15 protein-coding genes and 1 riboswitch are annotated in these 21,482 nt (G+C 61.8%); of the genes, 10 read left to right on the top strand and 5 right to left on the bottom strand.

Annotated elements, in window-relative coordinates:
• The first annotated feature begins 235 nt into the window (after positions 1–235).
• From mtnA to ACFMO7_RS08370, 6 genes are all read left to right on the top strand, one after another.
• A complete protein-coding gene (gene mtnA / locus ACFMO7_RS08345) occupies positions 236–1,387 on the top strand; it encodes an S-methyl-5-thioribose-1-phosphate isomerase (protein WP_376795031.1) in 1,152 nt (383 codons plus the stop codon).
• The gene (locus ACFMO7_RS08350) at positions 1,387–2,022 is read left to right on the top strand and encodes an HD domain-containing protein (RefSeq protein WP_112427924.1); all 636 of its coding nucleotides are present in this window, start codon (positions 1,387–1,389) and stop codon (positions 2,020–2,022) included. The genes mtnA and ACFMO7_RS08350 overlap by 1 nt, the downstream gene beginning before the upstream one ends.
• A 162-nt stretch (positions 2,023–2,184) precedes the next feature.
• Positions 2,185–3,153 carry a PfkB family carbohydrate kinase gene (locus ACFMO7_RS08355; protein WP_376795032.1) on the top strand — a complete coding sequence of 323 codons (969 nt, stop codon included), beginning with the start codon at positions 2,185–2,187 and terminating at the stop codon, positions 3,151–3,153.
• Positions 3,154–3,357: 204 nt separating this feature from the next.
• On the top strand, positions 3,358–4,626 hold the full coding sequence (gene ahcY, locus ACFMO7_RS08360; RefSeq protein WP_376795033.1) for an adenosylhomocysteinase: 1,269 nt from the start codon (positions 3,358–3,360) through the stop codon (positions 4,624–4,626).
• 204 nt (positions 4,627–4,830) lie between these two features.
• Positions 4,831–4,953: riboswitch (SAM riboswitch) on the top strand.
• A gap of 229 nt (positions 4,954–5,182) precedes the next feature.
• Positions 5,183–6,472, top strand: coding sequence for a methionine adenosyltransferase (gene metK, locus ACFMO7_RS08365; protein ID WP_376795054.1), 1,290 nt, complete (start codon positions 5,183–5,185; stop codon positions 6,470–6,472).
• Positions 6,473–6,837: 365 nt separating this feature from the next.
• Complete coding sequence (locus ACFMO7_RS08370; RefSeq protein ID WP_376795034.1) at positions 6,838–7,986, top strand: acyl-CoA dehydrogenase family protein; 1,149 nt, start codon at positions 6,838–6,840, stop codon at positions 7,984–7,986.
• A gap of 244 nt (positions 7,987–8,230) precedes the next feature.
• Here ACFMO7_RS08370 and ACFMO7_RS08375 read toward each other — a convergent pair whose 3' ends face one another.
• Together ACFMO7_RS08375 and ACFMO7_RS08380 are read right to left on the bottom strand one after the other, a co-directional pair.
• Positions 8,231–10,141 carry an anti-sigma factor family protein gene (locus ACFMO7_RS08375; protein WP_376795035.1) on the bottom strand — a complete coding sequence of 637 codons (1,911 nt, stop codon included), beginning with the start codon at positions 10,139–10,141 and terminating at the stop codon, positions 8,231–8,233.
• Positions 10,138–10,995, bottom strand: coding sequence for an RNA polymerase sigma factor (locus ACFMO7_RS08380; RefSeq protein WP_376795036.1), 858 nt, complete (start codon positions 10,993–10,995; stop codon positions 10,138–10,140). The genes ACFMO7_RS08375 and ACFMO7_RS08380 overlap by 4 nt, the downstream gene beginning before the upstream one ends.
• A gap of 318 nt (positions 10,996–11,313) precedes the next feature.
• On the opposite strand from ACFMO7_RS08380, the gene holB reads away from it, so the two are divergent.
• The 3 genes from holB (at position 11,314) to ACFMO7_RS08395 (ending at position 14,258) form a co-directional block, all read left to right on the top strand.
• The gene (holB, locus tag ACFMO7_RS08385; protein ID WP_376795037.1) at positions 11,314–12,345 is read left to right on the top strand and encodes a DNA polymerase III subunit delta'; all 1,032 of its coding nucleotides are present in this window, start codon (positions 11,314–11,316) and stop codon (positions 12,343–12,345) included.
• Between the two features lie 120 nt (positions 12,346–12,465).
• On the top strand, positions 12,466–13,263 hold the full coding sequence (locus ACFMO7_RS08390; RefSeq protein WP_376795038.1) for an enoyl-CoA hydratase-related protein: 798 nt from the start codon (positions 12,466–12,468) through the stop codon (positions 13,261–13,263).
• A 68-nt stretch (positions 13,264–13,331) separates the two neighbouring features.
• A complete protein-coding gene (locus ACFMO7_RS08395; protein WP_376795039.1) occupies positions 13,332–14,258 on the top strand; it encodes a hypothetical protein in 927 nt (308 codons plus the stop codon).
• Between the two features lie 199 nt (positions 14,259–14,457).
• Here the strand turns inward: ACFMO7_RS08395 and ACFMO7_RS08400 are convergent, their stop codons facing one another.
• Together ACFMO7_RS08400 and argJ are read right to left on the bottom strand one after the other, a co-directional pair.
• Entirely contained in the window at positions 14,458–15,687 is a 1,230-nt protein-coding gene (locus ACFMO7_RS08400; RefSeq protein WP_376795040.1) for an acetylornithine transaminase, read from the bottom strand.
• 66 nt (positions 15,688–15,753) lie between these two features.
• Positions 15,754–16,965: a bifunctional glutamate N-acetyltransferase/amino-acid acetyltransferase ArgJ gene (gene argJ, locus ACFMO7_RS08405; RefSeq protein ID WP_376795041.1), complete on the bottom strand. Its 1,212-nt coding sequence runs from the start codon at positions 16,963–16,965 to the stop codon at positions 15,754–15,756.
• 551 nt (positions 16,966–17,516) lie between these two features.
• On the opposite strand from argJ, the gene ACFMO7_RS08410 reads away from it, so the two are divergent.
• A complete protein-coding gene (locus ACFMO7_RS08410) occupies positions 17,517–18,152 on the top strand; it encodes a class IV adenylate cyclase (RefSeq protein ID WP_376795042.1) in 636 nt (211 codons plus the stop codon).
• Between the two features lie 1,070 nt (positions 18,153–19,222).
• Here the strand turns inward: ACFMO7_RS08410 and ftsH are convergent.
• Positions 19,223–21,226: an ATP-dependent zinc metalloprotease FtsH gene (gene ftsH, locus ACFMO7_RS08415; protein WP_376795043.1), complete on the bottom strand. Its 2,004-nt coding sequence runs from the start codon at positions 21,224–21,226 to the stop codon at positions 19,223–19,225.
• Positions 21,227–21,482: the final 256 nt, after the last annotated feature.

Raw genomic sequence — 21,482 nt, forward strand, 5'->3', positions numbered from 1 at the left:
TAGTAGCATTGCGCTATTCACACTGCTGCTCTCGTATGCTGTTTATCATGTTAGCATATTGAGCGGGTTCGTTGAAAACGGTTCTGTTTATGTTAGTACTATTTGGGGGGCGGCCTCTTTTGCCAGCGAGGGGCAATTATGGTACCATAACAGCAGCAGGAATCAGCCATCGGAAGAGTGTTTGCTCTCCGCAAAGCTAGCTAGCTAACTAAGGAAGGAAGAGAAGGAAAAGAGCATGTCCACGGTTGCAGGGAGGTTGGAGCACGAGCCTGAGCCGGTGCAGCGTGTGCGTCCTCTCTGGTGGCAGGAAGACGAGCGGGGCTGTGGGCTAATGTTGCTTGACCAGACGCTGCTGCCGCAGCAGGTCGTCTACTGCCGGCTGGAAGATGAGCGTCAGGTAGCCGAGGCTATCAAAGCCCTCAAGGTGCGGGGGGCGCCTGCAATTGGCATGGCGGCGGCCTTCGGCCTGGTCCTGGCGCTGAGGCGTTTGCTCCAGGAGCGTGGGGGCCAGGTCGGCCTGGCAGATCTGCTGGCCAGACTTGAGGAGGCGGGGGCCTTGCTTGCCGCCACCCGTCCCACGGCGGTCAACCTTGGCTGGGCCATTCGCCGCCTGCTTGCGCGGGCAGAGGGCCTTGCCGCGGCTGGCAGCCAGCCCACGGAAATCGTGCGTCTGCTGCTGGAGGAGGCCCAGGCCATTGCCGCTGAAGATCGGGCGGCCTGCCTGCGCATGGGGCGCTATGGTGAAGCTCTCATTGCCGATGGGGATCAGCTGCTGACCCACTGTAACACCGGCATTCTGGCCACTGCTGGCTGGGGTACGGCCCTCGCGCCGATGTATCTGGCGCATCGGGCGGGCAAGCGCATTCATGTGCTTGTCGATGAAACGCGCCCGGTGCTTCAAGGGGCCCGCCTCACTGCCTGGGAGCTGCAGCAGGAGGGGGTACCCTTCACTCTGATCACCGACAATATGGCTGGCTATTTCATGCGCCAGGGCAAGGTCGCTGCCGTCTTTGTGGGGGCTGATCGCATCGCGGCCAACGGCGATGTGGCCAACAAGATTGGCACCTACAGTCTGGCTGTCCTGGCTCAGGCGCACGGCATTCCTTTCTACGTGGTCGCCCCGTGTTCCACCATCGATCTCGATTTGCCTTCCGGGGAGGAGATTCCCATTGAGCAACGTGACCCGCGTGAGGTCACGGCCATCCGCGGCGTTGCCATCGCTCCCGATGGTATCTCTGTAGCCAATCCGGCCTTTGATGTGACCCCTCATACATATATAAGTGCTATTATTACCGAGAGAGGGGTTGCGCGCGCTCCGTTCAGCGTGGCCCTGCGCGGCCTCTGTGCAAACGACCATCATCCTAGCGAGAGACAGGCAGAGAGGTAATGGAGACAGACGTTGTGCAGGCTGTGGCCCAGCATGCTGAGGAGACACTGGGCAAGGAAGGTTTTCGCTACGTCAGCGCCGTTGTGGCAAACTGCAAAATGCTTGCCCTAGACCTGGAGGCTCGGGGAGATGAGGAGGCCGCTCACCTGGATATGGAGGCGCTGACGATCGCCGCCTATTTGCACGATATTTCGACGGCCACCTATGGCTTTCAGGACCATCATATCAAGTCCGCTGAGCTGGCCGTCGACTTCTTGCGCGAGCTGGATGTGCCCGAGGAGCGCATTCGCAAGGTGGAGCAGATCATTCTGGCCCATACGACGGTGGTTCCCGCCGAGCAGCGCCGCAAGGTTCCTCTGGAGACGCGCATTCTCTACGATGCCGACAAGCTGGGACGGCTCAGTGGGCTGGCCGTGGTGACCTCGCTCATCGAGTTTGGGGCTCGCTATCCCAATCGGGCGGTGACCAGCGAGGTCCTGGCGGCGATTCTGCGCCACATTGAGGAGCGCTTTGTGGAGCTGTACCAGTCGCTCAATACGGCCCCGGCTCGCGAGCTGGCTCGCGATAAGTTCGGCAAGACCCTGGCCTTCCTGGATGGGGTGATTGAGCATCTGAGCGGAGCCACACCTGTCTGAGCGAGGTTCGCCTCTTCTCGTCTACGCCTGGCTGACTGACTGGCTGACTGACCGCGGAATGCTCCCCGCCGGTTTTTCGTCTCCACCGCTCGCAGGTGCGCCCGCGCTTGCCAGACCAGTCAGCGGCACCGATTTTCTTTCTCTCATGGAGGTTGTGAGGACGTGTCGTCTATCCTCGTTGTTGGCTCGGTGGCCCTGGATACCGTGGAGACTCCCTTCGCGCGGGCCGAGGAGGTACTTGGCGGGGCCGCTTCCTATTTCTCTACGGCGGCTTCCCTCTATAGCCCGGTCAATCTGGTGGCGGTGGTCGGCACCGATTTCCCCCAGGAGTACCTGGAGTTTTTCCGCAGCCGGGCGATCAATCTGGCCGGCTTGCAGGTGCGCCAGGGTCGGACCTTCCGCTGGGTCGGTCGCTATCACCTCGATATGAACGTGCGTGATACGCTCGATACTCAGCTCGGCGTCTATGCTGATTTCCATGCCGAAATTCCTGCTGAATACCACAATAGCTCTCTGCTCTTTCTGGCGAACATCCAGCCCGACCTCCAGCGCGAGGTCCTGGATGCGATGCCACGGGTGCGCCTGTCTGTGCTGGACTCAATGGATCTCTGGATCAATACGGCGCGCTCTCAGCTGACGGAGGTAATGAGGCGTGTCGACATCATGCTGATGAGCGAGGAGGAGCTGCGGCTCTATACCGGTTGCTCGAGCGTGGTGGCCGGCGCCCGCCAGCTCTTCAGCCTGGGCCTGAAGTACGTGATCGTCAAGCAGGGCAGCTATGGGGCCTTGCTGTTCGGCCACGATGGCAGCTATTTCAGTGCCCCCGCTTATCCACTGGAGGAGGTAGTCGATCCGACCGGCGCCGGCGATGCCTTCGCCGGGGGCCTGCTGGGCTATCTGTCAACGGTAGAGCCGGGACCGGATGGTCGCTATCGCTGGGAGGATTTGAAGCGCGCGGTGGTGCATGGCAATATCCTCGGTTCCTTTGTCTGTGAGGATTTCAGTATCCGTCGCTTGCAGCGTCTGACGCTGGCCGATGTGGCCGCTCGCTATCAGATGCTGGTGGCCTGCTCGCATTTCGATCCCGCCTGGCTTCCGACAGGCTCTCCTGGGCTGCCTTCTGCGGGATGAGGCGGAGCTTGTGAGCCTGCTTGCCCTGCCTCCCGGCGCGGGCCTGTGCTTGCTCACAAGATGAGGCTGCGATGACAGTCTGCCTGCCTTATCATAGCTGGCCAGGCGACTGCCTGTAGCACAAAGCTCGGTGGCCAGCAGGGAGCAATTTCCATTACCGTACTATCACTTGGAGATGAGAAGAGAAGAAGGGAAAGAGGGTCTATGACTACGTCGACACAGGGAGATGTTAAGGACCGCTCGCTTGCTCCGCGCGGAAAGGAGCGTATCGAGTGGGCCGCGAGAGATATGCCCGTGCTACGCCTCATTCGCGAGCGCTTTAGTCGGGAACAGCCGCTGAAGGGCGTGCGCATGGCGGGCTGCTTGCATATTACGACGGAGACGGCCAATCTGGCTCTGACCCTGCAGGCTGGCGGGGCTGATCTGGTGCTCTGCGCCTCGAATCCGCTTTCGACGCAGGATGACGTGGCCGCCGCGCTGGTATGCGAGTATGGGATTCCAACCTTTGCCATTAAGGGTGAGGACGAGCAGACCTACTATCGCCATATTCATGCCGCCCTGGATCATGGCCCGCAGTTGACGATGGATGATGGTTGTGATCTGGTCTCGACGCTGCATAGTGGTCGCAGCGAGCTGCTCGGCCAGGTGATCGGGGGGATGGAGGAGACAACCACCGGCGTGATTCGCCTGCGCAGTATGGAGAAGCAAGGGGTGCTCAAATACCCGGTGCTGGCCGTGAACGAGTCCAATACCAAGCATCTCTTCGATAATCGCTATGGCACAGGGCAGAGCACGCTCGACGGCATCATTCGGGCGACCAATCTGCTGCTGGCCGGGCGGACGATCGTGGTGCTGGGTTACGGCTGGTGTGGTCGTGGTGTGGCGGCCCGCGCTCGGGGTCTGGGCGCCAATGTCGTGGTGACAGAGGTAGACCCGATCCGTGCTTTGGAGGCCGTCATGGATGGCTTCCGCGTCTTGCCCTCTCTGGAGGCAGCGGCCATCGGCGATCTCTTTATCACGGTGACGGGCAATCTCAATGTCATCGACCGTCCCCATCTTGAGCGCCTCAAGGATGGGGCCGTGCTCGCCAATTCCGGACATTTCAATGACGAGATCAATATTCCCGCTCTGGAGAAGCTGGCTGTGCGCAAGCGGCGTATCCGCGATTTTGTCGATGAGTATACCTATGCCGACGGGCGTCAGGTCTATTTGCTGGGCGAGGGCCGCCTGATTAACCTGGCCGCCGCTGAGGGGCATCCGGCCAGCGTCATGGATATGAGCTTCGCGAATCAGGCTCTGGGGGCCGAGTATATGCTCAAGCACGCCAGCGAGCTGCAGCCGCGAGTCTACACCTTGCCCCTGGAGATCGACCAGGATATCGCTCGTCTCAAGCTGCAGGCGATGGGGGTGACCATCGATACGCTGACTGCCGAACAGCAGACCTACCTCAACTCCTGGGAGGCGGGCACCTGAGTTCGCCTGGCTGTCGCGTCGGAGCTGGTCGAGGCACCTGGGTCGCTGACCTGGCTCGCTCTCTTGACAGTCAGCGGCTTTCTTCGATATACTGAGAAAAACCTGACCTGTTCTGGACAGGTGGCATCGGCATTTCAGGTGCCTTGTCCAGCGTCCGCTGGCTGGGCAGCACACCTACAACTGAATACGTTCGCGTGAGATCTGCTCTCATCCAGAGAGGTGGAGGGAAACGGCCCGATGAAGCCCGGCAACCCATCTGCCGCCGTGGCCACTGCCCGTGCTGCAGGAAGGGTGCCAATTCCGGCGGAACGTTCCGCAAGATGAGGGGGATAAGCAAGGTGACGTTGCTAGACCCCTGCTTGCCAGGGGTCTTTTTGTGCCTTATGCACCGCTGCAACCACTGCATTGATCCCCACGTCGCTTGTCTCCGGTGAGTGAGTGTGTGTGTGAATGACCTGCTCGATTGGCAGGCAGATAGAAAGCCAAGAAGAGGCAGAGAGTGCCAGTTTTCTCGTCAGGAGGAAAGTCTGCGGTGAGCAATACCATGAGCAGCTTCATGAGCAGTCCAAAGTTGTTCTTTACCAGCGAATCGGTGACTGAGGGGCATCCCGACAAGCTGTGTGACCAGATTTCGGATGCCATTCTCGATGCCATTCTGGCTCAGGACCCCCTGGCGCGAGTCGCCTGTGAGGCGGCGACGACCACCGGCCTGGTCCTGATTGCCGGTGAGATCACGACCTCGGCCTGGGTCGATATGCCCGCGGTGGTGCGCAAGACGATCGAGCAGGTTGGTTACGTGAATGCCGAGTATGGCTTTGACTACCGTACCTGTGGCGTGGTGACCTCCATCGGCAAGCAGTCCCCAGATATCGATCTGGGAGTGAGCCGTTCGGCTGAGGTCAAAAGCGGCCTGGTGCTGACCGACGATGAGTTGGAGCAGATTGGGGCGGGTGATCAGGGAATGATGATCGGCTTTGCCTGCAACGAGACGCCCGAGCTGATGCCTTTGCCGATCAGCCTGGCCCACAAGTTGACCCATCAGCTAGCCCAGGTACGGCGGCGCTCCTGGGCTGGCGATGGTCCTATGCCCTATCTGCGGCCCGATGGCAAGAGCCAGGTCACCGTCCAGTACGAGTATGGGCGCCCGGTGCGCGTCGATACGGTCGTGGTCTCCACGCAGCATGCAGATTATGTCGATCAAGAACAGATTCGTCAGGATGTTCTGGAGTATGTGATCAAGCCGGTCATTCCGCCTCACCTGCTCGACGAGCGCACGCGTATCCTGGTCAACCCCACGGGACGCTTTGTGATTGGGGGACCAATGGGAGACGCCGGCTTGACGGGGCGCAAGATTATTGTCGATACCTACGGCGGTATGGCCCGTCATGGGGGAGGGGCCTTCAGCGGTAAGGACCCCACGAAGGTCGATCGGTCGGCGGCCTACATGGCTCGCTATATTGCTAAAAATCTGGTCGCTGCCGGGTTGGCGGACCGCCTGGAGCTGCAGATCTCCTATGCTATCGGGGTGGCTCGTCCTCTCTCGCTATTTGTCGATACCTTCGGCACCGGGCGGGTCTCTAACGAGGAGCTGGTTCGTCTCATCAATGAGCATTTTGACCTTCGCCCCGCTGCCATTATCCAGAAGCTGAATCTGCGCCGTCCTATCTATCGGCCCACGGCGGCGTACGGCCATTTCGGGCGTACCGATATCGATGCTCCCTGGGAAGCCCTCGATCTGGTCGCCGCCCTACGGCGCAGCGTGGGCGCCAGCGTTCACGGGGAGTCCTCTGCTTCCCAGCAGCCGACGTCTCAGCCGCGGACTGGCGAGGCGGCGGAGATCAATTAAGCTCTTCATTCTGAGACGAGCGTCGCTGGCCTGGACGTTCGGCTCATCTGCGCGAGTGGGGGGAGACGAAGCGAGCAAGAGCACCTGCTTCTCCCGCCGCGGCCCTTCTCGGCCCGGCCCCCTCACTCCTTTTCGTCCTTTGTCCTGGTCTCTCTTTCTCTTCTCCTCCTCCCCTCTCTCGCCCTTCGCGCGGCGGGGCGGAGCGGAGCGGTCCCCCCTTTCGCTCCCCGCGGGCCTGTCTGTGAGTGAGCAGCAGCCTGTGGCTATCGCGTCCAGCCGTGCTTTGTGCTATGATGTATGCCACATAGCTTCTGGACTGACCCTTTGGCCAACAGATTACCCTGAAAGGAAAGTGAGTCGCTGCGATGGACTTTTCGCTCAACGATGAGCAGCTTGCCATTCGCAATACCTGTCGCGAGTTCGCTGAGCAGGAGATCAAGCCACGGGCGGAGGAGATGGATCGCACGGGCGAGTTCCCCTACGATCTCATTCGGAAGATGGGCGAGCTGGGGCTGTTGGGGTTGCCCTTCCCCGAGGAATATGGTGGAGCGGGGGCTGATTTCCTCTCGTATTGCCTTGCCATTGAAGAGATCGCTCGTGGCGATGCCGCGGTCGCGATTACGATGGAGGCCCACACCTCGTTGGGGGCCATGCCCTTCTATCTCTTCGGGACCAAGGAGCAGAAGGAGCGCTATCTGCCGCCGCTAGCGAGTGGTCAGCAGCTGTGGGCCTTTGGAATGACCGAGCCAGAGGCCGGCTCAGATGCCGGCAATCCCCGCACGCGTGCCGTCCTGCGCGATGGCTACTGGCATATCAACGGCTCCAAGGCTTTCATTACCAATGCTGGAACCGATATTAGTGGGGGAGTGACCATCACGGCGGTCACTGGTACTCGGCCCGATGGTCGCAGCGAGATCACCAATCTCATTGTGCCGCGCGGGACCTCGGGTTACATCATCGGTAACCCTTACCGCAAAATGGGCTGGCGGGCCTCCGATACGCGCCCTCTGACGTTTGAGGATTGTCGGGTACCGGCCGAGAACGTGCTGGGTCAGCGCGGTGAGGGCTTCAAGCAGTTCATGCAGATTCTCGATGGGGGGCGGGTGGCCATCGCGGCCCTGGCGGTCGGCCTGGCTCAGGCCTGCTTAGATGAGGCCCTTAGCTACGCCAGGCAGCGCCGGCAGTTCGGCCAGCCGATTAGCAAGTTTCAGGCGATTCAGATGAAGCTGGCCGACATGGCGATGGAGATCGAGCTGGCACGGCTGATGTACTATAAGGCGGCCTGGCTGCATATGCAAGGCAAGCCCTACAGCGCTGAAGCCTCAATGGCCAAGCTCTTTGCCTCCGAGACTGCCAAGCGCGCGGCGGATCAGGCGGTGCAGATCCACGGTGGCTACGGCTTCATGGACGAGTACCCGGTCTCGCGCTACTGGCGCAACGTCAAGGTCAATGAGATTGGGGAGGGCACCAGCGAGGTGCAGCGCCTGATCATTGCCAAGCATCTCGGCTGCTGAGCAGACGAGGGAGAGAGGGAGGGAGGCGTCACTTCTCAGAGACAGGCCCTCCCTCGAATAAGGAAAAGCAATCCAATCTGCCTGCCGACCCGCTCGCTTCCCCGCCTCTGGTCCGTCAGGGCGGGGCATGACGGATCAGGGAGTAGCTGCTCGTTACCGGAGCGCTAGCCTGGTTGTCTGGTCTCTCCTCGCCAGCTTGCCAGGTTTGTCTGCTCTCGGCAAGGCTGGGCTGGGCTGGGCTGGCTTACTGGTGACCGCCGCTGGTGCTGAGAGGCCAGCTAAACATGCGCAGCGTTGCCTGCGGCGTGGTGGTCGCTGGTGTGCGGCTGCCTGTTGAGGCTGGGGCATCGCTCCAGACTGCGCTGTTACCGTTGACCGCCACGAAAGCCGCGCCGCTGAGGACCGAGCCGACCTGGACGAAAGTATTGGACTCCACGTCGAACATGCCGTAGGTATCGTCGTCGTTCTGCCAGAGGACAAAGGTGCTGCCACCCTGCAGCGCAGAGACATGGCTGATGGTATTCAACTGGCTAAAGGTGCCGTCCGAGGTTGGCTCTAGCGAAAGCATGTAGAGCGAGCCGCTGATCAGGAAGTCCAGCGAGGGCGGGTAGATGCTGGCGTTGGCCCAGGGCGTCACGCTGGAATTGAGTGACTGTGCGAGGGCAGCCGTCTGAGAGGCGGACTGAGGGCTGGGACTGGCCGCCGGAGTAGGTGTAGCCAGAGCCGAGACTCCATCTAGTCCATCGTTCGTATTCAGCATAAAGAAGGTGTGGCCTACCACGACGGGGCGGAACGAGGTCCCATCGGCGCGGAAGAGCCAGGTCTGTGGCTGTGTATGTGGCCACCAGCGGCCTTGCGTTGGGGCTGTCAGCTCGATCTCTTGCCGCGTCCAGATATTGCTATGGAGGAAGCCTGCGCTGTCAAGCCACTCATCGGCCCAGAAGATGCGGCTTCCGTCGGCAGTAGCTGTCGGCGAGGTATAGATGTGACCTGCTGGGGCGGCGGCCAGTTCGCTACGGCCGGCGATCTGGCCGTTCTCCTGCAGACTATAGAGCCAGAGATGCGAAAGCCCGCGCTGGTCGAGAGCGGTGACCAGCAGGCCGTTCTGCAGGAACCAGATCCCCGGCACGGGGGTATGCACAATGCCTGCGGCCAGCTCAGGATTGAAAATCCCACTCAGGAGCAGCTGGGCGTGCAGCGCTTCGGCTGAGGTGGCCGTTGGATCAACGACGGCGTAGAAGAGCTTCCAGGAGCGCAGGCCCTCGGTCAGGCTGTCGCGCGGCGGGCTGCTCTGCTGAGCCTTTTTAGGGGTGATGGCCTTTGAAACGTTCCCGACTGCCGGTGGATCATACTGCAGCCAGACGAGGCGATTATGAGCGCTGCCCAGGACAATCAGCGGACTGCTTTGAGGGCTGGTCAGCAAGGGCTGGCTCAGCTGGGTCTGGCGGTCCAGGCGCAAGAGCATCCAGCCGGCGGGCGTGCCGTCGTTGAAGGCGCTGTAGTAAACGACGTTGCCGTCGGCAGCGGCGCTAACGACGTTGTGGTAGAGCGTGGCTGTGGCATAGCGCATCATCACCACATTGGTGGGGTGGTTGATGGCCGCCGGAGGAGGAATCGAGCCTGAAGAATGCTGGGCCAGGAGCAGCACAGAGGTCAGGCCCCCGGTGAGCAGAGCCAACAGGAAGGTGGCCGCCACGGCCAGGGCCGCAAGCTGAGGCATCCGGGGACGGCGCTGGACGCGACGCGGCGTCTGCAGAACGGGCAGAGGGCCGGTCTTGGCCGTAGAGAGCGTCGCTAGCGGATCGTATTCCGCTTCCTGCTCTAGCTGCTCTTGCATATAGGGCTTCAGGAAGTCAGGAGGCGGTGGTGTGCCAGGCAGGCCACGCTTCAGAAAGCGCGCATGTTCAGCAGCCAGAGCGCGCATCAGCCGCTCTCGCATCTCCGGAGGCGGCTCAATGGCGGGCAGACGCTGCAGGCGGGCGCCAACCAGAGTAAAGTCGGCCAGCGCTTGCCGGCAGTCTGGGCAGGACTCCAGATGCTCTTCTAGCTCCTGCAAGGTGGCCCGCGTCTCTTCGTCGTGAAGCGATGGCTGGGCCTCTGCTTCTTTCAAGTCGCGATAGATCGCGAGAAGACCCCGCGCCTCTGTGCAGTTCACTCTTCCCCCACCTCTTGTCGGTACAGCGTAATAAAGCGCTCTCTTGCGCGCATCAGCCGCATTTTTACAGCTGAAGGGCTAATATTGAGCATTTCTGCTATTTCTGCGCATGAGAAGCCATGATACTCATAGAGCCAGAGGCAGACGGCGTATTTAGGAGGCAGTTGCCTCATCACGCGCTCGACCACCTCGTGCTCGGCGACGCGGCTTTCGAAGCGACCGCCATCGTAGCTTCCCCGCTCGTAGAGCATGCTGGCGGCGCCTGAGCGTCCCTCGCTGCCGTCTTCGCCGCTGCCGGGGAAGCCATCGCCCGTCGTACTGCCCGTCTCTGAGAGCACGCCGGCGCCGATGCCCCGGTCGTCGTTAAAGAGCGACAGAGGTAGCCAGGAGATCAGGCGGCGGCGGCGGAGCGCATCGATCGCCGTATTCTCGGCGATATGATAGAGCCAGGAAGAGAGGGCCCCGGGGCGGACCACGGTACCGGCTAGCAAGGCGCGGTAGGCTTTCACGAAGACATCCTGAGCCAGATCGTACGCCTGCTCCCGATTTCCGATCATATGATAGATAAAATTCGTAATCGGCGTTTGGTAGCGTTGAAAGATCGCCTCGAAGTCCGCCACATCCACGCTGCGGGCCTCGCCCTGGCTTGTCGTCGTTGCCTGGAGGGGGAGGGCCTGAGCCGTTGTCTCGGCCTCCTCTTCCGGCTCCGCCGTGCCCGTATCTTCCCCGGGTGAGTCAAGCTGAGCGGCCTGCTCCTCTTCAGGCAGGGCCATCTCTGGCTGATTCCCACGAGTGGCATCCAGGATGGAGCGCCAGCCACCGTTCGTAGTGTAGAGACGGATAGAGGTATCCATTGGTTACATCAACCTTAGTGTTTCAGGAGATCGTGCTGGATGCGCACATCTATCATACTGTTCTCTTGCGAATACAGCATAGCATATGGTTGTCATCCCCGCTATGAGGTAGGTGACAGCCGCTGGACGAATTTTCCCACAGCCTCCCTCGACTGAGCAGGTAGATAGACAGATGGACAGACAGCGGTACAGCATACAGTATAGCACACTCAAGCGAGCTGGCGCAGAATGGGGCAAGACGGCACTCGCCGAAGCGCGGGAAGGCCGCTCCGCCTTGCCTTGAAGCGCTCTTTCTGCTACGATAATAAAACCATGACTATGACAGCTCTTGAGGCAGCCGCGCACGGTTGGGGGATCATTGGGCATGAGCAAGCCCTGGAGCGTCTGAGACGGGCCCTGGCCTCGCAGCAGGTGCGACATGCCTATCTGTTTACTGGCCCCGATCAGATCGGGAAGACCCTGCTGGCTCAGCGCTTCGCCCAGGCCTTGCTGTGTACGGGAGGCTCTGATCCGCAGCGTGTTCCGGTCGACCCCTGCCATCGCTGTCTGGCCTGTCGGAAGGTGCTGCATGGCAATCATCCTGATGTCCATGTAGTCACTCGCCCGCCGGATAAGCAGTTCATTCTCATCGATCAGATTCGCGCTCTGCAGTCTGAGGCGGCCCGTCACGCTCTGGAAGGTCGCTATAAAGTCTTCCTTATTTTGGGCGCCCATGAGATGAATCCCCAGGCGGCCAACTGTCTGCTGAAGACCCTGGAGGAGCCGGAGCCGGGGGTAGTCTTGCTCTTGACTGCGCCGGAGCGGGGGTTGCTTTTGCCCACGATCCTCTCGCGTGTCCAGCATGTCCCGCTGCATTTGTTGAGCAGCGTCCAGATTCGCGAGGCTTTGGAAAGGTACTGGGAGGTGGAGCCGGCGGAGGCCGAGCTGGTGGCCGCCTTGGCTTCGGGACGCATGGGGTGGGCGGTGCGAGCCGTGGAGGATGAGCAGTTGCTCGCAGAGCGGCGCGAACAGTTGGAGCTGCTGGCGCGTCTGCCTGTGCAAGGGCGGGCAGAGCGCTTCGCTGTCGCTCAGCAGTTGAGCGCTGAACCTGATCGCCTGCGCCAGGTGCTGGAGTTGTGGCTGCTCTGGTGGCGCGATCTGCTGCTGATGGCCAGCGGAGGTCAGGATCTGATTGTCAATGTTGATCGACGGGAGCTGCTCCAGCAGCAGGCGGAGCGCCTCGGGGCGGCTGGTGCGCGCCGCATGATTTATGCGATCCTGCGGACGCTGGAGGCTCTTGATCAGAACGTGAACCCGCGGGCCGCTCTGGAGGTACTCATGCTCGATCTCCCCTTGCTGAGTCGCCTCTGAAGGAGGGGCCTGCGCTCAGCTGGTCTGCCAGCCTGCGCAAAGCTGACTGATTGAGTGACTGACGGTGTTGGCCGGCAACGATGCCTGTTCCCCTCGCTGAGGGAAGGAGCAAAGAAAGCCATGCAGAAGTCGTTCGAACATCTTCTTGTTGACCAGGCGGAGGGCGTGCTGACGATCACGCTCAATCGTCCCGAGGTGCGCAACGCCTTCAACGATCGCATGCTTGAGGAGCTGGGTGAGGCCTTGGAGGCGGCTGCCGCCGATGGAGCCGTGCGCTGTGTCGTGCTGACCGGAGCGGGCGGAGCCTTCGGCTCCGGTCAGGATCTGCGGGCCTTTGAGGCGCGGGCCGCTGGCGAGCCTCGAGGCCGCGTCAGCGAGCATCTGCAGAAGTACCATCGGGTGATCCGCTGCATCAGGGAGATGCAGAAGCCGGTGATTGCCGCTGTTCGCGGTGTGGCGGCAGGGGCCTCGTGTAGCGTGGCGCTGGCCTGTGATCTGCGCATTGCTTCGGAAAATGCCCGCTTTCTCCAGGCTTTTGCCCGTATCGGCTTGATCCCCGATGCGGGAGGCGGCTTCTTCCTGACGCGACTGGTGGGCCTGGGCAAGGCCCTTGAACTGGCGATGCTGGCCGAGGAGGTCTCTGGGCCAGAGGCCGAGCGCCTCGGTCTGGTTAATCGCTGTGTTCCCGACGCTGAATTCGAGGAGGCCACGCGGGCTTTAGCTCGTCGGCTGGCCCAGGGACCGACCCGGGCCTATGGCCTGATCAAGCAGTTACTCAATACGGCGGTGAGCAGCGATCTTGAGACGGTTCTGCGCCTGGAGGGCGAGCTGCAGGAGATCGCCATTGAGACCGCCGACCACCGTGAGGGGGTAGCAGCCTTCCGCGAGAAGCGTCCGCCGCGCTATAGCGGGCAATAAAGAGGCACGCCGCCTGTGCCTGACCTGGCCCTGCCCCGGAGCGAGATCCGCCTGTGCGTTGAGCTGCTATGCGCATCGATTCTCTGCCCAGCAACAATGCTCAAACCCAGGGGCCGGCGCGCCGTCGCTGGCTGCAAGAGCATGCTCCCCAGCATCTGGAGCAGTCTGCCGCTCTGATGCTGGAGGCTGTGCGGCGACGCTCGCCCGCGCTCTCGCGGGGTATTGTGGTCCTGGGGGCGGGCGCCTGCACCGAGATCCCCCTGGAAAAGCTGGCGCGCGCGGCGGATGAAGTAGTGCTTGTGGATCTCGATCGGGCAGCGCTGCTGCAGGCCCAGGCGGAGCTGCCCGCCGCCTCCTTGGGGGCGCGGGTACGCTTGCTGACCGGCGACCTGACCGGTGGCCTCAGCTTCTTGCTGCAAGAGCGTCTGCGCCGGCTACCCTGGCAAGAGCTGGAGCGAGGCGAGGCCTCTGCCCTCTGGGATCGACTGGCGGCCCTCCTCGATGACTGCCCCGTGCCCGACCCGCCACAGATTGAGGACCTGCCGTCCGCCTCCTTCGGTCTCGCCATCAGCTCGCTGGTCCTCTCTCAGCTCTTCAGCTATCCCTTGCTCGACCTGCTGGACGCCGTGCAGCAGAGGGCCGCGCGCCACCTGGAAGGGCAGGAGCGTCATCGCCGCTATCAGGAGGCGGCCCAGCGCTTCCGCTTGCGCGTTATCGCTGCTCACCTGCATCTCTTGCGCGACCTTGTGGAGCCGGGCGGCCTGGTCGTCCTGCTCAGCGATGTGCGCGGCTTTCTCTTTAAAGAGGATTCCCCGGAGCAGGGAGGAGCGATCAGACGCGAGCTACCGTTGGTGCCTTACGCTTTCTTTGACCTGGTGCGCCAGACCTTCACCCTGCTGGATGAACGGCGCTGGGAGTGGCTGAGTGACCTGCCAGGCGCCGAGCGACCTGGCCGTGGCTACGAGGTGGTCGGCTATCTGGCGACCGTACCTTGAGCGCCCCCCCAAACTGACGGTCCAGCTTCCTTTCAGATGGGTGAGAGGCAGATCCAGCAAAGACCGAGAGGGTCCAGGCCAGGAGAGGAGCCGCCTCGCCTGGCCTGGCGCTTGCTGGCCTTCCTTTCCCCATCAAGGTCTCAGCCGTGGACTCTCGTCATGGGCGAAAGGCCCCCTGTAGGTGCCCCGAGCTGCCAGCTCAGGAGCGGCCAGCGGCCCATCGCTCGCGGGCCACGTCCTCCAGAGCGCGGTCGAGGCGCTGGGCGGCCTCATCGATATCGGCGCTTGTCAAGATCAGAGGAGGCACCATGCGCAAGGTGGCATTCCCCAGATTATTCAAAAGCAAACCATGTTTGAGGGCCTGATCGACGATCGCTGGCGCCAGATCGTGCTTGACCTCCACCGCGCGCATCAGGCCGAGGCCGCGCGGATTGGCGATGAAATCGTACTTCTGGCACAGGGCCTGCAGCTTCTCATGCCAGTATTCCCCCATGCGGGCGGCATTCTCGACCAGGCGCCCCTCCTGGATGGTCTTGATGGTAGCCAGGCCAGCGGCGCAGGCCAGAGGATTTCCTCCGAAGGTTGAGCCGTGATCGCCGGGCACAAAGAGATCGGTGCGGCGTCCGGTCAACATGGCCCCGATCGGCACGCCGCCGGCCAGGCCCTTGGCCAGCGTGATGATATCGGGCATCACCCCATAGTGCTCAAAACCGAAGAAGCGGCCCGTGCGTCCCATGCCGGCCTGCACCTCGTCGCAGATCATCACCAGATTCTGCTCGTCGCACCAGCGGCGTACCCCCTGCAAGAACTCCCTGGTCGTTGGCCAGATTCCCCCCTCGCCCTGGACCGACTCCAACAGCACACCGACGGTCTTTTCGCTTGTTGCGGCCTTGAGGGCCTCAAGGTCGTTAAAAGGGACCTGCTTGAAGCCGTCTGGCAGGGGCTTCCAGGTCTCCTGATAGTGGGCCTGGCCGGTAGCCGCCGTTGTGGCCAGCGTGCGCCCGTGGAAGCTGCGTTCCATACTGATGATCTCATAGGCCCCATTGCGATGCAGGCGTCCGAACTTGCGCGCCAGTTTAATGGCCCCCTCGTTGGCCTCCGCGCCGCTGTTGCTGAAGAACGAGCGCATACCGCCGCTGAGCAGGGCAAGCTGCTCGGCCAGCTCGATCTGGCGCGTATTGTAGTATAGGTTTGAGACATGGATCAGCTGGGCCGCCTGCTCCTGCACGGCCTGCACTACCGCCGGATGGCAGTGCCCGAGAACATTCACCGCGATCCCAGCCACGAAATCCAGGTACTCACGCCCCTCCGTATCCCAGACGCGAATGCCCTGGCCGCGCACGAACGTCACCGGCTGGCGTTTGAAGGTGGCCTGATAATATTTCTGCTCAAGAGCGATCCAGTCGCGTTGAAGCATGGGTGTCGTCATCGGTCAAGCTCCTCTCCTTACTCTGCCACGGACCTGCTTCTATCAGTCAGCCTGCGAGCTGGCAAGCTAGCGTGTATAGAGCGTATTCTCATCGATATAGCCGTGGGTGAGATCACAGCCCCAGGCCGTAGCCTCAGCCTCGCCCAGATGGAGATCGATCGTAATCGTTACCTCGCTGGCGGCCATGACAGCGCGGGCCGCTGCCTCATCGTAAGCGGCAGCGCCGCCCTGCTGCACCACCTGGACCGGACCGATAAAAATATCGAAGCGATCGGGATCAAGGGCACAGCCGCAGGCCCCAAGGGCGGCGACAATGCGGCCCCAGTTAGGATCACCACCCGCCAGGGCGCACTGCCAGAGGGGAGAAAGCGTAATCCCCCGGGCGGCCTTAATAGCATCGGTCCGATCACGGGCGCCGCGCACATGGACCGTCATCAGCTTGGTCGCTCCCTCGCCGTCACGGGCGATCTCGCGAGCCAGATAGGTCGTCACGCGACGCAGAGCCTCGCGGAAGCGGGCGGCCTCGGGATGGGACGCCGTGAGCGGCGTGTTCCCCGCCAGACCATTGGCCAACAGCAGGCAGGTATCGTTCGTCGACATATCGCCGTCGACCGAGATCATGTTGAATGAATCGGCCACAGCGGCCCGCAGCTCCTCTTGCAGCCAGGCTTGTTCGACCGCAGCATCGGTAGTCAAGTAGCAGAGCATGGTCGCCATATTCGGGTAGATCATGCCGGCGCCCTTGGTAGCTCCCCCCAGACGCACGGTGCGTCCCTCGATCTCGAATTCCAGAGCGATGCGCTTAGGGCGTGTATCGGTCGTCAGAATAGCCTCCGAGAAATCGTTGCCGCGGTCGCTGCCAAGTTCAATGGCTGAGATACCCTGCTCGATCTTCTCCATCGGCAGTTGTCGCCCGATAATGCCGGTGGAAGAGCAGAGCACCAGCTCCCTGGCGATTCCCAGGCGAGCGGCGGCCAGCTCGGACATCCGATAAGCGTTGCGCAGGCCCTGCTCGCCGGTAGCGCAGTTGGCATTGCCGCTGTTGACCACCACGGCCTGAGCCTTGCCGCTGCGCAAATACTCCCGACACAGCAGCACAGGGGCGGCGGGGGTGCGGCTCGTCGTGAAGGTACCGGCGGCGACGCAAGGGACGTCCGAAGCGAGGATGGCCAGATCCCTGATCGCTGCATCGGATTTAATACCGCAGGCAACAGCCCCGGCGCGGAAACCGCGCGGAGCAGTGACACAGAGGTCTACCTCACGGAAGTGCTCAGTCAATGGTCGTCCCTCCTAATACAGCTAGAGCTGGTGGCTCGGCAGTCTGCTCGTTGGGCCGGATGGTGCCGAGCCTTCTCCCGGACAGGTGATAGGGCGGGCGAGGGAGAGGCTCAGGTTGCCTTCCCTGCTTGTACTTTCCTCTAGAGAGCGCCCCAGGCCCCTCCGCAGGGAGAGCCGTTCCGGCCCGGCTTGAGGCTTGAATGAGGATTTGCAGGCAAAAAAAGAAAAACCGGCGGCAGCCAATCACCGGCTCTGACGAGGGGTCGCACCGCTCGCCGCGGAGGCTGAGGCAGCGACCAGTCTGCTCGGGAGCGGGGGCAGCCATGCGGGAGCCGCCTGCGAGCGAGTGCGTCGAGCAAGCCAGCCTGCCCACCCACCGTCGGCGCGGGTGGGGCGACCTTTGCTGAATAGTATAGTGCGGGGGGCAGTCCTTGTAAAGCCTGGGTCCTGTCTGTGGCCCTTCTTCCGCCGAGGCAGGCTCTTATCAGAGAAGCATTCGTGGGGGTATAATGGAAAGCATAGGAGACTCTAGCTGGAAGGATAGCCTGACCGTGCAAAACCTGGAATTAAAAGTTCGCTGCCTCGATGCGGCCATGCTGAGCCAGGTAGAGGCGCTGGTCTGCAGTGCAGGAGCGACCTATGTGCGCACCGTGAGGCAGCGCGATACCTACTTCCCGACAGCGCGCGCTCGCCTCAAATTGCGCGAGTGGTGGCGCGAGGACCAGACAGGCGCCACGGCCCAAGTGGGCCACCGGATGGCGAACCAGACCGCAGGGGGGCTAGCCCAAAGCGGGGAAGGAGCGGAGCACAGCTCTGACCGTGGCGAGGAGGGAGCCATCCTCATCTCCTCGCTCAGTCAAGAGCGGGCGGGGGCGCGCACCAGCGAATATCTGGTCTATCCTGTAAGGGAGCCGGTTGTACTGCGGGCCTTACTCTCGGCGGCCCTGGGCGTTCTGGTCGTTGTTGAGAAGAGGCGCCGCTTCTATCGGTACGGTCACACGCGCATCCATCTGGATGAGGTCAAAGATCTCGGCTCCTTTGTCGAGCTAGAGACCGTCATCGAGGAAGGGATCACGCCTGGCGAAGCCTCTGCCGAGCATTCTGCGCTCATCTCGCTGCTAGAGCTGGATCGGCTGCCGGTCGTACCCTACTCCTATAGCGACCTGCTCAGCGGGCGCTGCGACTAGCGTATCCAGTTCATAGGCCCCACGCTTCAAGATCAGGGGCTTGAAGGTGCCGGAAGGTGCCTGAGCGCCTTCAGCGCAAGCCGGTATCTATGACCACCCTCTGCGTCGGGGTCCAAAGGACAAGGGCAATGAGGGCACTGCGTTATCCCGGTCTGCACGTTCGGGATGCTTCTCCAGTCTCCGGAAGACGTGGCCGCTGGTGAAACAGCGAGCGGGGGTGCGGCGAGCTGTATTCGGGCGGAGCATCTCCCAACGGGTTGAAACGATTGAAGGTGCCGTTGAAGGTTGCTGCCTTCATAAGCGCCACTCCCTGGGTGTTGTCCCATCGGCTTCTGTTCCTGGGTCTGCCGGGGGAATGCGGGGCGGGAGCAAGAACCAGGCGACAGCCGTTGGAACGTGAGTTGCCGAAAGCGCGCTCCTCCGATGCCTGCTGTATAGGTGCCAGCTCGCCGAAAAAGCTTGTCATAGCACTAAGGTATGCGGCCATGTGGCCATGTGGTCGGCCGTTGGCTATGGCACGCACGAGAGGTGCAGCGCAGATGTGCATGGTGTTCCGATCAGCCACCGGGGGCGGCAGAAGAGGCGTTCTGGCTGGCAGGCTGGCGAGATGATGAAGGCCAACGTGCCACTGGGGAAAGATGTGGGGAGGTGGATCGATCCTGTAGCTGTCTGTGCTGGCGGGTATTTCGGCAGCAAGGACAGTGCTGGAAAGGGGAGCTGCCAGGCCGGTTGCCCGGGTTGCACGGGCACCGCCAATTGTTGCAGCGAGCAGATGGATAGCCATAGGAGAAGAAAACAACAGCGGGCTGAGGTCCGCGCTGCACTTCCTCCCCATTGCCTAAAGGTGAAGGCGCCGATGTGAGGGCATCCGTGCGGTGGAAAGGAATTGGCTGAGAGACAACGGAGGCATTGCGTGGGCGAGCGAGCGCGGCGACCAGGCCGCGGTGGTGGCGGGCGAGCAAGCGAGCTGCCTGCTCACCCACCGCTTGCCCAGGTAGGCGGTTCCAGCCGCAGCCCGGCCTCGCCGGTTTGTCTGACCCGGCGTGGCAGAGGCTGAGGGGCTGATCTGACTACGGCTCATGGCTCCCCTCGCTGTGGGAAGAAGGCGGAAAGCCCGAGGGCAAGGAGGGGAAGAGCGTATCGGGCAGGCGGTTCACATTATCCCGCTTACCGTTGAAGCGGGCCTCTGGTATTCCGGCCAGGATCGAGGGAGACTCGTACTCGTCCTCTTGGATTGGTTGATTGAAGAGCGCCTCAAAGGTTGGTCCCTCCAGTGTTTCCTCCTTAATCAGGCGCTCACTGATCATGATCAAGCGCTTCTTATTCTGCGAAAGCACCTGATAGGCCTTATTGAAAGCCTCCTGGACGATGCGGCGCACCTCCATGTCAATCTCGCGCGCCGTCTCCTCACTGTAGTTGCGCTGCTCATTGAAATCGCGGCCCAGGAAGACCAGCTCCTCCTTATGGCCGAGGGCCACGGGGCCGATCAGGCTGCTCATGCCGTACTCGGTGACCATCGAGCGGGCGATCTTGGTCACACGCTCGATATCGTTGGAGGCGCCGGTAGTCACCTCACCGAAGATAATCAGCTCGGCCACATGACCACCGAGGGCGTAGGCCAGCATATCTTCAAACTGCGACTTGCTCCACAGATAGCGGTCCTCCGTGGGCAGCAGCATTGTGAAGCCGCCGGCCTGGCCGCGGGCCACAATCGAGACCTTATGTACGGGGTCGGTATTGGGAAGCATGCGGGCTACCAGAGCATGGCCGACCTCATGGTAGGCCGTGATAGCCTTCTCGCGCTCGCTAATGATGCGACTCTTGCGCGCTGGTCCGGCCACCACCCGATCGATAGCCTCCTCCAGCTCCTTCATGCTAATCGTCCGGCGATTGCGCCGTGCTGCCAGGATGGCCGCCTCGTTGAGGAGATTGGCCAGGTCCGCGCCGGAGAAGCCTGGCGTTTGGCGGGCGATCGTCTCCAGAGAGACATCCTTCTCCAGCGGCTTACCGCGCGCATGTACCTGAAGGATCGCCATGCGTCCCCGGATATCGGGGCGATCGAGGACCACCTGGCGGTCGAAGCGACCCGGGCGCAGCAAGGCCGGATCGAGGACATCAGGCCGATTCGTGGCGGCGATGACGATCACATTCGTACTCGAATCGAAGCCATCCATCTCCACCAGGATCTGATTGAGGGTCTGCTCCCGCTCGTCGTGCGAGCCACCCAGACCGGCCCCGCGCTGGCGTCCCACGGCATCGATTTCATCGACGAAGACAATGCAGGGGCTATTGCGCTTAGCCTGCTCAAAGAGGTCGCGCACGCGGCTCGCCCCCACGCCGACGAACATCTCCACAAACTCTGAGCCGCTGATACTAAAGAAAGGCACACCGGCCTCACCGGCCACAGCACGGGCGATCAGCGTCTTCCCTGTACCGGGCGGTCCTACCAGCAGCAAGCCCTTGGGAATGCGGGCCCCGAGGGCGGCGAACTTATCGGGATACTTCAGGAATTCGACGATCTCCTGCAGCTCTTGCTTGGCCTCATCCACGCCGGCCACGTCGGCGAAGGTCACCGTTGGCTTATTGCCCAGAAACATGCGGGCGCGGCTCTTGCCGAAGGAAAGCGCCTGATTATTGGTGCCCTGGGCCTGACGCAGCAGAATAATCACGATCACGGCGATCAGCACGAAGGGGATCAAGCCCCCAAGGAGGTTCAACCAGGCGCCCAGCGAGCTGGGTGCCTCGTACTGCAGCGTCAGCAGGCGATTGTTCGTGTAGTCGATGTTATTGTCCCGCAGCACGCGGGTAATATCAAAAGAATCATTGATATTGGCGACCTCGCGCTGGGCCGAGGAAGCGGGACCCCGCGTCAAGGTGAGGGTATTCGTCCCGACGTTGAGGGTATCCTGAACCCCATTGCGCATGTCCGCCTTCAGATGGCTCAGGAGGGTGGAAACCGTCACCGTTTTGGCGCCACTCTGCGGGCGGAAAAAGACAACGAGGATCAGGACAATGGCGATTGCCAGTAGCAGCCATAGCAGGCTGTTTCTGAGCCATTTCCCAGTACTTGGCATCAAGGCTCCTCTCTCTAACCTCTCCTGGAAACGGGCAATCTCGTATGGAAATGTAGGAGAGCGGTACTAGACATTACACTGTTTCAATGAAAGACTCATTCGAGGGGTATTATAACATAGTAGACCCTGAATTCTCCACGGAATTCTGATGTAACGCTGAGTGCGCCTAAAAGCGTGCTGCGTCCTCTTGAAAAGCCGCTGCAGGCCGTTTGCAGAACCTCACTTCTCCGGCTTCCAGGGAGGCAACGAACTTTCA

Origin of the sequence: Thermogemmatispora sp. (assembly GCF_042408735.1) — a bacterium.
Lineage (GTDB): Bacteria > Chloroflexota > Ktedonobacteria > Ktedonobacterales > Ktedonobacteraceae > Thermogemmatispora.

What these genes read in the sequence shown, in the direction of transcription:
- ftsH (WP_376795043.1), bottom strand. Translation starts at nt 21,226, where the DNA reads ATGCCAAGTACTGGGAAATGGCTCAGAAACAGCCTGCTATGGCTGCTA.
- holB (WP_376795037.1), top strand. Translation starts at nt 11,314, where the DNA reads ATGACAGCTCTTGAGGCAGCCGCGCACGGTTGGGGGATCATTGGGCAT.
- ACFMO7_RS08350 (WP_112427924.1), top strand. Translation starts at nt 1,387, where the DNA reads ATGGAGACAGACGTTGTGCAGGCTGTGGCCCAGCATGCTGAGGAGACA.
- ACFMO7_RS08390 (WP_376795038.1), top strand. Translation starts at nt 12,466, where the DNA reads ATGCAGAAGTCGTTCGAACATCTTCTTGTTGACCAGGCGGAGGGCGTG.
- ACFMO7_RS08370 (WP_376795034.1), top strand. Translation starts at nt 6,838, where the DNA reads ATGGACTTTTCGCTCAACGATGAGCAGCTTGCCATTCGCAATACCTGT.
- ACFMO7_RS08395 (WP_376795039.1), top strand. Translation starts at nt 13,332, where the DNA reads ATGCGCATCGATTCTCTGCCCAGCAACAATGCTCAAACCCAGGGGCCG.
- ahcY (WP_376795033.1), top strand. Translation starts at nt 3,358, where the DNA reads ATGACTACGTCGACACAGGGAGATGTTAAGGACCGCTCGCTTGCTCCG.
- ACFMO7_RS08380 (WP_376795036.1), bottom strand. Translation starts at nt 10,995, where the DNA reads ATGGATACCTCTATCCGTCTCTACACTACGAACGGTGGCTGGCGCTCC.
- ACFMO7_RS08400 (WP_376795040.1), bottom strand. Translation starts at nt 15,687, where the DNA reads ATGACGACACCCATGCTTCAACGCGACTGGATCGCTCTTGAGCAGAAA.
- mtnA (WP_376795031.1), top strand. Translation starts at nt 236, where the DNA reads ATGTCCACGGTTGCAGGGAGGTTGGAGCACGAGCCTGAGCCGGTGCAG.
- metK (WP_376795054.1), top strand. Translation starts at nt 5,183, where the DNA reads ATGAGCAGTCCAAAGTTGTTCTTTACCAGCGAATCGGTGACTGAGGGG.